This is a genomic window from Aquimarina algiphila (genome assembly GCF_007489275.1).
Classification (GTDB): Bacteria; Bacteroidota; Bacteroidia; order Flavobacteriales; family Flavobacteriaceae; genus Aquimarina; species Aquimarina algiphila.
The window spans coordinates 1-16236 of sequence record NZ_VLNR01000102.1; the positions used below are offsets into that span (position 1 = coordinate 1).

At 37.6% G+C, this 16236-nt stretch carries 4 protein-coding genes; all 4 read left to right on the forward strand.

From position 1 onward, the window contains the following. Window positions 1–369 precede the first annotated feature (369 nt). On the forward strand, window positions 370–2457 hold the full coding sequence (locus FOF46_RS28765) for a T9SS type B sorting domain-containing protein (RefSeq protein ID WP_143918912.1): 2088 nt from the start codon (window positions 370–372) through the stop codon (window positions 2455–2457). A gap of 541 nt (window positions 2458–2998) precedes the next feature. After that, entirely contained in the window at window positions 2999–5053 is a 2055-nt protein-coding gene (locus tag FOF46_RS28770) for a T9SS type B sorting domain-containing protein (protein WP_143918913.1), read from the forward strand. A 4-nt stretch (window positions 5054–5057) separates the two neighbouring features. After that, the gene (locus tag FOF46_RS28775; RefSeq protein WP_143918914.1) at window positions 5058–8255 is read left to right on the forward strand and encodes a PorP/SprF family type IX secretion system membrane protein; all 3198 of its coding nucleotides are present in this window, start codon (window positions 5058–5060) and stop codon (window positions 8253–8255) included. Between the two features lie 54 nt (window positions 8256–8309). Further along, on the forward strand, window positions 8310–16236 hold a 7927-nt coding region (locus FOF46_RS28780; protein ID WP_167571990.1), incomplete at its 3' end, for a hypothetical protein.

A 16236-nucleotide genomic window follows, 5' to 3' on the forward strand; every position in this document is an offset into this window, starting at 1 on the left:
CCTTTTAAAACCTTGAGTATTTTATCGTAATTTGCTTGAAAGTTGTGCATATGAATTATAGTGTCGTAACTACAATTTACTGCCTTTTAGCAGTTTGCGCAACTTTTTCTAAATGCACAACGGGTATAATTCATCTTTTTATATATTTTATTTATGGTTTTTTAATTTTTATGTCCATTAATTATACTGTTTTATCGATATTTATCTTTCCTGTATCTTTCCTGTATCTTTCCTGTTTTTGATTCTTTATCAACGTTTAAATACCTGATAATCAATTATTTATGTATTGCATTAAATAACAAAACATTAACAAAGCGCCCTGCCTTAAAAGTACCTAAGAGTTTAAATTTGTAGGAATAACCTTCTAATATGAAATACTCTAAAAACCTAATGGTATTTATTATCATGACCTGCTTTATATCTTCTTCATTTAAAGTTATGGCTCAAGAAAAAATCGAGAAACCTATTTTTATAGGTACCGATGGAACACCTATTTCTATTCAAAAGCTTTGTATTACAGATAGACAACCAGATCGCGGTGCAATTGCAAAAGCGGGAATGTTTTTTACTGCTGGTACAGAGTTCGTATTAGAACTATCAGATGGAGATGGTGTTTTTTCTGATCCCCCTCGAGTATTGTCAAGATTTACCACACCTATTGATATTCCTCTTGAAGGTGATATAGAATTCCCTTTATTTTCTATCCCAATAGACTTGGGTGGTGAAAACTATAGTTTGAGAGTGAGTGTACCCGCGGATAATATAATAGGAACTGTACAAGAAAATATTGTTATTTATTTTTTTGACACACCTAACAGTGTTGTGGTGAACAAAATAGATTCTAATGTACTATGTGATGGAGGATCTATTGGTTTACAAGCTATACCTAATGATTTACCTAAATATATTTGGTATTTTAATGCGAATCCAGATAGTGATAATATTAATAATGCAGATATTATTCCAGGAGAATCTGGACCAATATTGGATAACATAACAGAAGAAGGTTTATATTTTGTACGTATCGATTTTGGTAGTTGTACAAGTTCTTTTGCCTTTAATTCGGGCAGCAGTATAAGGGTTTTTGATTTTGATACAACTGAGATAAAAATTAAAGGACCTGCTTTGCAGGAATTTTGTCCAAGTGCTCCTAGAATGTTAGAAGTGAATATAGATGATCCTAATTTTATATATAAATGGTTTAAAGATGGGGTTTTGATTCCTGATGAAGATAGTTATATATTAAGTTTGTCACAAAGTAATTTTGGAGGAACGTATACAGTAGAAGTAATAGGTTCTGATGTTTGTTCTATAACTACAGAACCTGTAGAGGTTGTTAATTTAGGTTCAGATATTTTGACTCAACCACCACCTTTGATCATGTTATTACCCACGCAACCAATATTAACCTTATCAATAACAACTAATGCACCTTCTATCGGTAGTACTATAGAATGGTTTAGAATGGTTGGTGCAGGAAGGGTTCCGATTACAGCAAAGCTTCCAATTACTGATCCCGGAGCTTTGTCTATTGATGTGAGTGATCCTGGAGTCTATTTTGCAGAGGTATTTGCAAACGATTTTTGTGGAGACATACTTACAGCAACTACAGAAGTTTTTGAGCCTGTTGGTTTTCGAACAGAAATTTCGACCTTGTTGGATTGTGATGATAATACAGGAATATTGAGTTTAGAAAACTTGTTTGGTATAACAGCTACAGGATTAGAAGTTCCTATTACTATACAACAATATCCTTTTTTTGATTTTGAGTGGTTTTTAGACGTTCAGAGCACGGGAATTACAGAAACAACATTAAGTGTTAATCAAGACAATATAGGAGAGGTATACGCACTAGAAGCTACTCTAACAGGCACTTCTTTTGATACAGCAAGATCAAATGAATTGATAGTAGAATTTTTATCCGAAGTTGTTGAAATTACACCTTCAATGTCATTTCTTCCTCCCGGAAGTACAATTACTTTAAGCGCCCCACAAAGTGCCTCTTATATTTACGAGTGGTTTATTGTTATTGATGGAGAAAATCAAATAGTAGTTAATGGCGACAATATTGTAAGTGGACAGGGGACAAATTCTGTAGAAATTAACGCTACAGGAGAGTATTTTGTAAGAATAATACTGTCGGATTGTGTAATAGACTCTAAACCAATAATAATTTCTAATGAGAGAGGAACGTCTGAAATTATACCCAACATAGTGACCCCTAATGGGGATGGCATTAATGATAATTGGTTATTACCAAGTTCACTTTTTAACCAACAAGATGTTGAAGTTATTATTTATAATTTAAAAGGACAAGTTGATTTTACTTCAAAGAATTATCAGAATAACTGGCCATCAGAAAACTCGAGTTCTTTAGGTCAGAATCCTATTTATTATTTCATGATTACAAAAAATAAAACTGTAGTCAGAAAAGGATCGATAACCGTAATGAGATAAATTTTTATATGTGAAATTATGGGGATATAAAGTGTTAAAATGATATTGTTTTTCCTTGAATTATAAATCTTTTTTTAAGGAAATATGACGTCTTTTTAACAAATGAACTTCAATACTTTTTTTACACTTCATCGAAAAAAGTTGCCTTTTTCGGTGTATTTTATTTGTGTAAAATGTATCAAAACAACGGGAATTTGTCTCATTATTTTTGAATTTTTGCTGTTTTTTAACCCCATAAGAGGGGATATTTTAACCTTTTCTATCACTACATAACGATTTTTTATATTGACCCAATGCTTTGATTAACAATTTTTTATGTATATTGAAGTGTCTTTTAAGATGATGTTAACTTTGGGTAATATTAAGCAACAATCTAAAGGTCAGAAAATTATTACAAAAAAAAATGAAATTTTAGTTTGATATAAACATTTAATTTATAATTTTATGTCTTGGTAAAAAATATATTAACAATATTATTAACAAGCGCCCCAAATCGCAAAGTTAATATTGCATATTCACCTTAAATTATAAGTGTGATGTCATGAAAAAAAAACTTAACCTAATATCAGTAATTGCTATTGTGACCAGCTTTCTATTTTCTTCACTGAAAGCTGACGCTCAGGATATCTCTGCACCCTTATTTTCAATTAGTGGAGCTACGGCAAATATACTTTGTGTTAATCAAAATACACCCAATCGAGAAGCGGTGGCGCAAGCCAATATTTTATTTAATGCTGGGACCGAATTTGTATTAGAATTATCTGATGAAGATGGTGTTTTTGCAGATCCAGCTGCAGTTTTGGCTAGATTCACTACCCCTATTGGTATTCCCCCTGGTGGAGATATTGAATTTCCTTCATTTCCAATTCCAACAGAATCTAGAGGAGAGAATTATAGTTTAAGAGTTAGCGTACCAGCAACAGGTACATTGAGTGCGGTTAGAGAAAATATTCCTATTTATTATTTTGATTTTTCTGTAGGAGTTACCTTGACTGGCTCTAATATTGAAGCTAATACGGTTGCTTTGTGTGATGGCGAATCTGCTACTCTAACTACATTACCAAATGATTTTCCAGAATATATTTGGACGTTTAATGGTTCTGTAATTGCTGGAGAATCAGGGCCAAATTTAGAAAACGTAACCCAAACAGGTACCTATATGGTGCAAGTAAATTTTGGAAGTTGTAATCCTGCTTTTAATTTTGATACTGCCACTGTAGAAGTTATAGATTTTAATACTACAACGGTTAGAATTAATGAAACTTCGCCGCAAGAATTCTGCCCAAGTGATGTTAAGGTATTAAGTACAAGTGTAACTGATCCTGGATTTACCTATGAATGGTTTAAAGACGGCGTTTTGATTCCTAATAGTGATAATTTTTTATTGAATTTACCGCAGAGTAATTTTGCAGGTATATATACAGTTAATGTAATTGGTACAGAAACGTGTTCGGTAACTACAGATCCTGTCGAAGTAATTAATTTAGGTTCGGATATTTTGACCCAACCGCCTCCCTTGATCATGTTATTGCCTACACAACCTACGCTAACGTTGTCGATTACAACTAATGCTCCAGATGCAGGTAGTACAGTCCAATGGTTTAGGAATGGAATTGTTTTTCAACCCACGCTTCCGATTACAGATCCGGGAGCTTTGTCTATTGATGTAACTAATCCAGGAGTTTATGTTGCTAGCGTATTTGCAAATGATGTTTGTATGGATACTTTGGATGCCACCACCGAGGTTTTCGAACCAGTTGGTTTTCGAACTCAGATTTCAACTTTGTTAGATTGTGATGCAGACACGGGTACTTTAGGATTAGAAAATTTATTTGGTATTACTGCTACAGGATTAGAAGTTCCTATTACTACAGAACAATATGCTCTATTTGACTTTGAATGGTTCTTAGAAACTCAATCAACAGGAGTAACTGAAACAACGCTAACAGTAGACCAAGATAACATTGGAGAAGTATATGCATTAGAAGCAACACTAAGAGGTACTTCTTTTGATACAGCTCGATCAAATGAACTAACAGTAGAATTCTTGTCAGATGTAGTTGTAATTGATGCTTCACCGGCATTTATTCCTTTTGGTGAAACAACTACATTGAGTGTGCAGCAAAGTAATAACTATATGTATGAATGGTTTAGAGTTGTGGATGGAGAAAATCAGTCAATAATAGATGGTACTACAAGTGACGGGACTATAACTGGACAAGGAACCAGTGAAATAGTAACAGATATCAGAGGACAATATTTTGTGAGAATTACATTGTTAGATTGTGTTATAGATTCTGAGATAATTACAATTTCTGATGTAGCGGGTAGTTCAGAGATCATACCCAATATAGTTACCCCAAACAGTGATGGTATTAACGATAATTGGTTATTACCAAGTTCACTTTTTAATCAACAAGATGTAGAAGTTATTATTTATAGTTCTAGAGGAGAGGTTGATTTTAATTCGGTAAGTTATCAGAATAACTGGCCGGCAGAAAATTCAAAATCCTCAGGTCAAGATCCTATTTATTATTATATAATAACAAAAAATAATTCCGTAGTCAGAAAAGGATCAATAACGGTAATGAGATAGTTTTATGGTCAGAAAATTACTTTTAATAATTATATGTATATCCTTTAATCTTCTTAAAGGACAGGATGAAAATACTATTACCTACGGTGTACTTCCTACAGATATTCCTACCAATAATCTCGTGAAATATAATCGATTTTATTTTAACCCTACCTTTTCTTTGGTGCGTGAAAATAAAAAATCAATAAATATATATAACAAGACACAATGGGCATCATTTAATGATAACCCACAAACATATCTTATCAATTATACCGCAAATTTTGATGAAAGAATAGGAGTTTCTATTGGATTACATCAGCAAAATGAAGGTATTTATAGATACTTTGGAGGTATTGCCAACTTTGCGTATAATGTAGAGTTAGATAGAGATATGAATCTTACTTTTGGTATGAATCTCGGTTTTTCTCAAAGCGGGATTAAATCTAATATTGATTCTGCTACCAGTACAATATTAAATAATGGTGTCCAAGTGAGTGATCCTGTCATTCTTAATTTTGAAAACAGCTCTGTTTTTCAATTGACTCCAGGTGTTAACTTTAATTACTTAGACTTTGATGTTGGAGTTTCTGCAGCGAATCTTGTTGCATACAATCTTACATCTAGTGAACTACTTACAGACAATATGGCTATTAGAGGTCATGTTATGTATACAAGACCTTTAGAAAGAAGATCAGATAAGCTTATAAGAGGGATGGGGTATGTTAATATGCTGTCTGATACGGGTGGAGATTCGAATTTAAGGTATGGAGGTAATGTGATTGTAGAATTACCGGCATTAGGATGGGCTCAAGCGGGATATAATAGTTTTTATGGCGCCTCAGTTGGAATTGGAGGTAATATCACTTCAAATGTTTCTGTAGGATATACTTATGAAACAGGTTTTGGTGACACAAGTAATTTTGGAGCTACTCATGAAGTAGGTCTGGCTTATAATTTTGAAAGAGAAAAACCAAGAAGAAGAAATAGTCGATCTAAAACAGGTACTCAAAAAGCATATGAAGCAAGGGATTCTGAGATAAGAAGATTGAAAAAAGAAATTTTAGAACAAAATAAATTAATAAGAGAACTACAAGAGCAAAAAGGCGATTCCCGAAGTCAGGAGCAAAAGGCGATGAATGAACTTGAAAGATCGATTGCAGAAGCTCGGGAAAAAGAAGCTGAAGCAGCAAGACAATTAGAATTACAGAGAGAAGAAGAGGTAAAACTACTTAATAAGAAGAAGGCAGAAGAAGAAGAGCGTCTAGCAGCAGAAAGAAGATTAGAAAGAGAAGAGGCACAACAGAAAGCCGAAGAAGAACGATTAGCGGCACAAAGAGAAGTAGAACGCGAAGTTTCTGCCGAAAGAGCAGAAGAAGAAAGAATAGCAGCAGAGGAAGCTGTAAGAGAAGCAGAAGCTGCTAAACAAGAAGAAGAAGAAGAACGCCTTGCTGCAGCGAAGCAGTTAGAAATAGAAGAGGCAGAACAGAAAGCCGAGGAAGAGCGATTAGCAGCACAAAGAGAAACTGAACGCGTAGAAGCAGAACGGAAAGCCGAGGAAGAGCGATTAGCTGCGCAAAGAGAAATTGAACGTGTAGAAGCAGAACAGAAAGCTGAAGAAGAGCGATTAGCTGCGCAAAGAGAAATTGAACGTGTAGAAGCAGAACAGAAAGCTGAAGAAGAGCGATTAGCGGCACAAAAAGAAATTGAGCGTGTAGTGGCAGAGGAAAAAGAAGAGGAAGAGCGATTAGCTGCACAAAGAGAAATTGAACGTGTAGAAGCAGTACGATTAGCAGAAGAGAAGCGATTGGCAGATGAAGCAGCAGCAGAGGCGGCACGATTAGCAGAAGAGAAGCGATTGGCAGATGAAGCAGCGGCAGAGGCGGCACGATTAGCAGAAGAGAAGCGATTAGCAGATGAAGCAGCGGCAGAGGCGGCACGATTAGCAGAAGAGAAGCGATTAGCAGATGAAGCAGCAGCAGAGGCGGCACGATTAGCAGAAGAGAAGCGATTGGCAGATGAAGCAGCGGCAGAGGCAGCACGATTAGCAGAAGAGAAGCGATTGGCAGATGAAGCAGCAGCAGAAGCAGCACGATTAGCAGAAGAGAAACGATTGGCAGATGAAGCAGCAGCAGAGGCAGCACGATTAGCAGAAGAGAAGCGATTGGCAGATGAAGCAGCGGCAGAGGCGGCACGATTAGCAGAAGAGAAGCGATTGGCAGATGAAGCAGCAGCAGAGGCGGCACGATTAGCAGAAGAGAAGCGATTGGCAGATGAATCAGCGGCAGAAGCAGCACGATTAGCAGAAGAGAAGCGATTGGCAGATGCAGCAGCAGCGGCAGCTCAAAATCAAAATGAAGAAGGTTTAGATGAGATTAAGAAAGAATTAGATAATAGTAGTCGAATTACAAGCAAAATATATGCACGTAGAGATTCATTATTAACTACAAGTCTAAATGTAGATAAGCGTGAGTTTAATAAACTTTTAGAATCTCTTGTAAATATGGATGATGATGCAGGTGAGGCTAAAAATAACCCAGCTAGTTCAAAAAGACTTACGGCAAACAATAGATTTGTAAAATTTGCTGAAACTTCAAGACCAGAAGCTCAGATTGCTACTAAGTTTATACCAGGATATGCTGAAGGATATTACTTAATTGGTAATGTGTTTAAAGGTGGTGCATATGCAGAGAAATTCTCAAGTACCCTTAAAGACTTAGGATTTGATAACTCAACGATTATTCTTAATCCTGAAAATCAATTCCAATATGTTGCTATCGAAAGTTATACTGATAAAGATGAAGCGGTAGAGAAATACTTAAGTAGTATAGATAATAGATTCTTTGGAGATATGTGGATATTACATATTGCAAAGAGTAGAGTAGAATCCTATAAGAAACTATTACAAGAAACAAGACTAATAAAAGATACAGTCAAGGATGACACGGTATTAACAGAAAGTCTATCCTTTATTGGAGGACATAATATCGAAAATGGATATTACTTGATTACGAATATTTTCAAAAGAGAAAATTATTTCGAGAGAGGAATGGCGAAACTTCGATCTCAAGGATTGGAGCCTCAATATTTCAGGAACCCAAAAGATAACTATATATACGTATACTTAAAGAGATATGACAATCTTGATGATGCAAAACAAAGTCTGTTCTCTAATGTAAACAACTCGTATGGTGGAGATCTTTATATATTGAAAATTCAATAAATGTAAGAAGAGACTATGATGACTAAATACCCCAACACAAACACAACACTGCTTATGAAACTTAGACTGAAATCTGCCATCATTTTAGTTTTTTTAATGATAGGCTCGCAATTATTTGCTCAGGTTCCTTTTGGAGAGGTTCCTGGAAGTACCCTGAGAATTAATGGAGAACTAAAAATCATTGGTAATGCCATAGTCGGATTAAATCAGACGTTGGGAGGTACTACGTTTACTCCTAATGATAATTATAATGGAACCACATTTAACAACCAAAGAACATTTGGATATATTGATATAGATGGTGACGGGAGTACATTTAGTTCCAGTTCAGCAGACCTGGATCTGACTTCTGGTTGTGAACGAATAGCCTATGCTGGGCTATATTGGGCGGCCTCATATTTTGTTGATAGAACACCTAGTGGTAATAATGTACAATATACAGGATTACCGTTTCCTGATAATAGACCAGAGTTTAGGAGTATTAAAATTAGGCATCAAAGTCAGGCCGGTTACACAACCATTACACCAGCACAAACACAGGTGATATATGATGGATATCGTAATACAGCTGGGAATCCAAGTGATGCTGCGGTAATTGATATTCCTTACGTATGTTATGCTGATGTTACAAGTTTTGTACAAGGACTTGGAGCAGGAAACGCTAACGGAACATATACCATTGCTGACATGCGTGCATCTACTGGTTTTGCAGGTTTTAATTCTAATGGTATATCTGGTGGTTGGGTATTAGTAGTGGCTTATGAAGATCCAACATTATCAGCTAAATTTATAAGTACAAGACAAGGATATTTAGTAATTGCACCTGGTGACCCACTTCAAACGTTTAATTATACAAACTTTGAAACGTTACCAGCACCTCTTCCAGTGCGTGCTCGATATGCAGTTGCTACTCTAGAAGGAGACAGACCTTTTGCAGGAGATATATTCCAGGTACGAGATACAGGGGGAACATTTCGAGACGTTTTTACAACTCCGGCAAACCCCTCAGGAAACTTTTTTGATAGTTCTATAACCATAGATGGTAATTATGTAACAAATAGAACCCCGGCTTCACAAAATACTCTCGGTTTTGATGCAGACATATTTAATATTGATAACCCAGGAAATACAATTATAGGGAATAATCAAACTAATGCCGAATTTGCCACAACTTCTTCTGGTGATGCTTATAGTGTATTTTTTAATTCATTTCAAATTGAAATTATAGAACCAAGGCTTACTGTTACCAAAAGAGTACTAGATGATATTGGAACGGACATTACTGGTGATCCGGTAAATTTTGCAGATCAGTTGTTTTATGAGTTAACTATAGAAAATCAGGGAAATGAAGATATTACTGCGGCTACAATTAGAGATGTACTTCCCGACAATGTAGATTTTACTATAGGTAGTATTACTACTAGTAATCCCGGCATAGTTGCAACTCCAAATGGAACAAATCGAGAAATCGATATTACGATTACGGATGACCTTATTGTTCGTGGCGGAGGAGTGCATACAGTCCGTTTTGGAGTTCAGGTTGTTGCGACCTGTGCTGATTTACGGGATGCATGTTCTAATCAGATTAATAATGTTGCTATCTCGACATATACAGGAGTTGATTCTGGAACCACTCGTACGGGTGAAACCAGTATTTTAGAACAGGATGCCTGTCGATTCGATATCGTTGGTTCATCTAACGTTTTGATTAATGATGGGATTTGTTTTACCGAAAGCACTCCTGCTTTTATTTGTACTGGTTCTTTGGACCTTACAGCGGGTAATGGTTTTACCAATTATGATTGGACCTATGTAGATGATCCAACTGTTGTTTTCCCAAATTCTCAAACTATAACAGTAACCCTTCCGGGAACGTATACTGTTTTGAATACTGGAGCTCCAGGTTGTCAGGATTCTCAACAAACTTTTGTTGTAGATGGTTTTACTACAGTTACCAATCCTGTTATAGACATTGCACGTAATTTAGGAAGCAATCCTAATGTAAATGGTGAGCCAAATGATGGGCCTCCATCAGGAACGGGTACCCCATGCCCAATTACAGGAGAACCATTACCTGAGATATTTTTATGTGGTGCAGGTACGACACTAAATATTCCAATAAATTTCCCAGCTGGTACAACAGTGGTTTGGGAACGACTAGATCCTTCCGCTTGTCCCACGGTAACAAGAGATCCTAACTGTCCAACTCCTATTATAGATTCTGGTGCTTGTGATGGCGACTGGGTACAGGTAAGTACAGATATTGGTAGTTATACAGTTGCACAATCAGGTGAATATAGAATAAGAGCTACTTTTGATAGTAGTTGTACGATTCCATTTTATTTTAATGTATTTCAAAATAATTTTGATCCCGATCTTGTTGTCGTACGTCAAATTATTTGTGGTACCCCAGGAACATTACGTGTTCAGAACTCTTCTCTAGAATATGAATATCAATTAGTAGCTCCAGGTGGCGCTACAACAGCATACCAGGTTTCCCCAGAATTTACAGGATTAACAACTGTGGGTAACTATACAGTTAATGTTCGTCAGACAGGAGGCCTGCCTACGGCTTGTGTTTTTCAGGATGCAGTATTTTTGGATGAGTTGGATGCAAATGAAGTGGTTGATGTAACATCGCCTACTTGTCCAGATGGTAGAGGAACAATTTCGATTACAGTAACAGATTCACAGATTAACTATACGTATACGATCAATAGTACAACAACTGCATTTACAGATACAGAAGGTCCTACTACAACACCAAGTCATACGTTTACAGGCCTGGTACCTGATACTTATGAGGTACAGGTTTTATCAGCAGATGGTAGTTGTTCTGAAACGTTTACAAGAGTAGTAGCAGCTTCGGCACCATTTTCTGCTACAGTTGTACTTCTAAGTGATTTAAGCTGTAACCCAGGATATCAACCAGACCCAACTCTTAATGATATTTCTCATCCAAATTATGACCCAACAGCATTACCATTCGATCCAGATCAATTTATAGCAATCTATGAGGTTACTGTAATAGGAGGATCTACTAATCTTGCATTTAATAATCAATTAGATTTCTTGGGTACAACATTAGTACCATTAACAGGAACAACATATCAATTTAGAGCTACGGCTGCAGGTAATTATCCTGTTTTTATTAATGATTTAGATAATGGTTGTACCATTAGTGCGGGTAGTGTTAATGTAACAACATATGAGCCAATTGAGGCTACAGCTACTGCAATTAATCCAGATTGTAATGGTAGTTTAGGAGCAATTGATGTTACCATTACTGCAGGTCTTGCAGAGAATCCATTTACCTATATTTTGGATGCAGGTACTGCCACAGAGGTAAGAATCGGTCCAAGTAATAATACAACCGAGAGATTTAATAACGTAGATCCAACGGTTCCTCATACGGTTACTGTTGAGGATCAGTTTGGTTGTGATTTTGTTATTACTCCAGATATTACTTTTACTTCACCAGCAGGTATTACCGCTACGATCAATGACGATTTCCGTTTATTAAGTTGTACGGCTACTCCTGGTGCTCAGGCACAGGTTACAGCGATTACTGGAGGTTCAGGTACCTATGAGTGGAGTTTAAATCCAGCAGGTCCATTTACTGCTGTAGTTGGTCTTCCTTTTGAGGTTGATTTTGCTACTGCAGGTTCATATACGATATACATAAGAAATCAGGTTACTCCACCTACAGATAGTTGTGTTGAGAGTTTCCCTATAGTTATAGATCCTTTATTAGAGGTAGACAGTGTTACGATTACTCCTGGAGATCAGGATTGTTCAAATCAAACGGTGGATGTTGTCCTTTCGGCTTCACCTTTTCCTCTTCCTGGAGCTGCTTTTTATGAGTTTGAGGTTACCCCAGACCCGGCTAGTGGAGCAGCTGGCACAGGTACAGTAGCTTTTGATGTAGCGACAAATTATACCTTTACTAATGGAGTATCATATACGGTTAGAGCAAGAAGAAGTGATACACAATGTATAAATACAGGTAACTTTACAGGAGTTACTGTTCCAGAAATACAAATTACGAGTGCTACACAGGATAAACCTGTAAATTGTGTTGGAGCGAGCGACGGTATTTTATCTTTCACTGTTGGAAATAGTGCTTCATATACGTATACCGTTACAGGTCCTACAGTTGTTGCGCCAGGAGCAGGAGCAGGAGTTACTCCGGTAACTATTCCTTCTCTTTCAGCAGGTACGTATACAATTACAGTAACAGATACTAGTCTTTCTGCACCATCAGTAAATTGTTCTACGAGTACTACGGTTGATATTACAGAACCTTTGGTTGCTTTAAGTTTTACTCCTGTTGTAGATGATGCAGATTGTGGTAATCCTACAGGAACTATTACAGTGAATGCTGTTGGAGGACGAGGAGGATATGAATATGAATTACGAAATGCTGCTGGTACGATAGTGATTACAGCATATCAATCAAGTAATGTATTTAGTGGTTTGGCACCAGCGACATATACTGTTTTTGTAAGAGACGATAGTGATCCTTTATTAGCTTGTGAGGTTAGTCAACCGGTAATTGTTCCGGTTACAACCGTACCTACCATCGCTGCAGCAACTGGAGGAGATGCATGTTATACACCTGCAGATCCTGCGACACAGTGGATTACGATTACGCTTGGAGTTCCGGCACCCGTTGGTCCATTTACATATAGTTTAGATGGTGGAGGCCCGGTAGCGGTTGCCTTCTTACCTGGTCCTGCACCGGCAAATACTTTTGAGATTCCTAATTTGGCACCTGGTGCTCATACAGTAACGGTAACGAATACAGGTAGCACATGTTCTTCTAATACGGTTAATTTTACGATTAATCCAGAGTTGACTATTACTGCTAACTTGACTAAAGATTTAACTTGCGCACCAACGGCTGACGCTACAATAGAATTTACGGCTATAGGTGGAGATACTACCTATACCTTTGATGTTCTAGGACCTGATGCACAGACGGGAGTAACTTCTCCTGCATCGGTAAACACAGCGGGAACGTATCAGATTAGAGTAACAGATGGTCTTGGTTGTATAGCTACTTCAGCAGATATTATAGTGACTCCATATGAAGCATTAGCTGGTGGTCTTACCCCAATGGCTCCGGAATGTCCAACTGATAATGGTGGAATTACAGTTACTTTAACTGCAGGAGAAGGTCCATTTACTTACATATTAGATCAGGGAACTGCATCAGAAGTTATTTTTGGACCTATTGCAGGTGTAACGCATACTTTTAATGGAGTTACTCCTTCAGTACCGCATAATATTACTGTCGAAGATCAGTTTGGTTGTGATTTAGTATTAGGTCCGTTAACATTAACCCCACCTAATCCAATTGTTGCCACGATCAATGATGATTTTCGATTATTGAGTTGTACAGCTACTTCTGGTGCTCAGGCCCAGGTTACTGATATTACTGGTGGTTCAGGTACGTATGAGTGGAGTTTAAATCCAGCGGGTCCTTTTACACCAATTGTGACTACTGTTCCGTTTACTCCTTTTGAGGTTGATTTTGCGGCAGCAGGTTCGTATACGATTTATATAAGAAATCAGGTTACTCCCCCTACAGATAGTTGTGTTGAGAGTTTCCCAATAGTTATCGATCCATTATTAGAGGTTGATAGTGTTACGATTACTCCTGGAGACCAGGATTGTTCTAACCAAACGGTTGATGTTGTACTTTCGGCTTTACCTTTTCCTCTTCCAGGCGCTGCTTTTTATGAGTTTGAGGTTACCCCAGACCCTGCTAGTGGAGCAGCTGGTACAGGTAGTGTAGCTTTTGATGTAGCGACAAATTATACCTTTACTAATGGAGTATCATATACGGTTAGAGCAAGAAGAAGTGATACCCAATGTATAAATACAGGTAACTTTACAGGAGTTACTATTCCAGAAATACAGATTACGAGTGCTACCCAGGATAAACCTGTAAATTGTGTTGGTGCTAGTGATGGTATCTTATCATTCACTGTTGGCAATAGTGCTTCATATACATATACTGTTACCGGTGGTCCTACAGCTGTTCCCCCAGGAGCGGGAGCAGGAGTTACTCCAGTAACTATTAATTCGCTAGCTGCAGGTACATATACGATTACGGTTACAGACACGAATCTTACTGCACCTTCTGTAAATTGTTCTACGAGTACTACTGTTGAGATTACAGAGCCAGCGGTTGCCTTAAGTTTCACTCCTGTTGTAGATGCTGCGGACTGTGGTAATCCAACGGGAACGATTACTGTGAATGCAGTTGGCGGACGAGGAGGATATCAATATGAATTAAGAGATGCTGCAGGTACAGGAGTGATTACAGCATACCAATCGAGTAATGTATTTAGTGGTTTAGCAGCTGCGACGTATACTGTTTTTGTAAGGGACGATAGTGATCCTACCTTAGCATGTGAGGTTAGTCAGCCGGTAATTGTTCCGGTTACGGTTGTTCCAAGTATTGCTTTGGCTACAGGCGGAGATGCGTGTTATACCCCTGCAGATCCTGCTACCCAGTGGGTTACAATTACACTAGGAGTTCCATTACCAATAGGTCCATTTACCTATAGTTTAGATGGCGGCGGTCCTTTAGCGGTTACTTTTTTACCAGGTCCGGCACCGGCGAATACTTTTGAGATTCCTAATTTGGCACCAGGTGCTCATACGGTTACAGTAACGAATACGGGAAGTACTTGTTCATCTAACACGGTTAACTTCACGATTAATCCAGAGTTGACTATTACAGCTAACTTAACTAAAGATTTAGATTGTTCTGCGACACCAGATGCTACAATATCATTTACAGCTACGGGAGGAGATACTACCTATACCTTTGATGTTCTAGGTCCAGATGCACAGACGGGAGTTACTTCTCCGGCATCAGTAAATACGGCAGGAACATATCAGATTAGAGTGACTGATGGTCTTGGTTGTGTAGCTACTTCAGCAGATATCATTGTTAATCCTACGGTTACCCCAACTGCCACTACAGCTACTGTTCCAGTGCTTTGTTTTGGTGAATCTACAGGAGCTGTTACGATTACTCCAACAGCTGGTGAAGGTCCTTTTGAAGCAAGAATACTCTCTCCAGGACCTGCAGGAGTATTTGGGCCGGATCTTACCTTTACTGGTTTGGCTGCTGGAAATTATGTTTTTGAAATCAGAGATTCAAAAGAATGTGTTAGTGCCAATATACCGGTTACGATAACAGAGTCACCAGAAATAACGGCTACAATTAACACGATTACCAATATAGATTGTTCTACGAACGTAACAGGAACCATTGTATTGAATCCTGCTACAGGAGGTTCTGCAGGTATAACAGATTATACTTATGTGTTATTGAATAGTGATTTAACTCAAAATACAAGAACAACGACTAATCCCCAAAATTTATTGGTAGGAGTCGGGCCAACATTTGATCTTCTTGATCCAGATTCATATTTTGTTGATATTATAGGTTCTGATGGATGTAGTAATCGTATAGGTCCATTTGTTGTGACACAACCTCCTTTTGATTTGAATTTTGATGTTACTCCAGTTCCAACAGATTGTTCTTCTGGTGCAACGTATCAAATCACAGTAACAGGAGGAGAAGGGCCATTTTTAATTAATGAATTTAGAACTACCCCTCCCATATCTACAATACCGCCATACGAAACTTTAAATGGAAATTTAGGTGGAGTAAATACTCCATTGCCAAATGCTTTTGGAAATGAAACACGACATGAATTTATAGGTTTAGATTATGGTACTCCTTATGTATTTGAAATTATTGACACCTCTTCTGGATGTAGATATTTTGAAGCTGTTCCAGTAGTAGATCCCCCAGGATTTGATGTTGTGATTGATAGTACAGATCCTGCAGATTGTTTTGGAGATACTAACGGTACAGTAACCTTTACTGTCACTACTTTAGCTACTACAGTAGATTGGGAAGTGTTTGATGCTGATACAGGACTCACAACAGGTA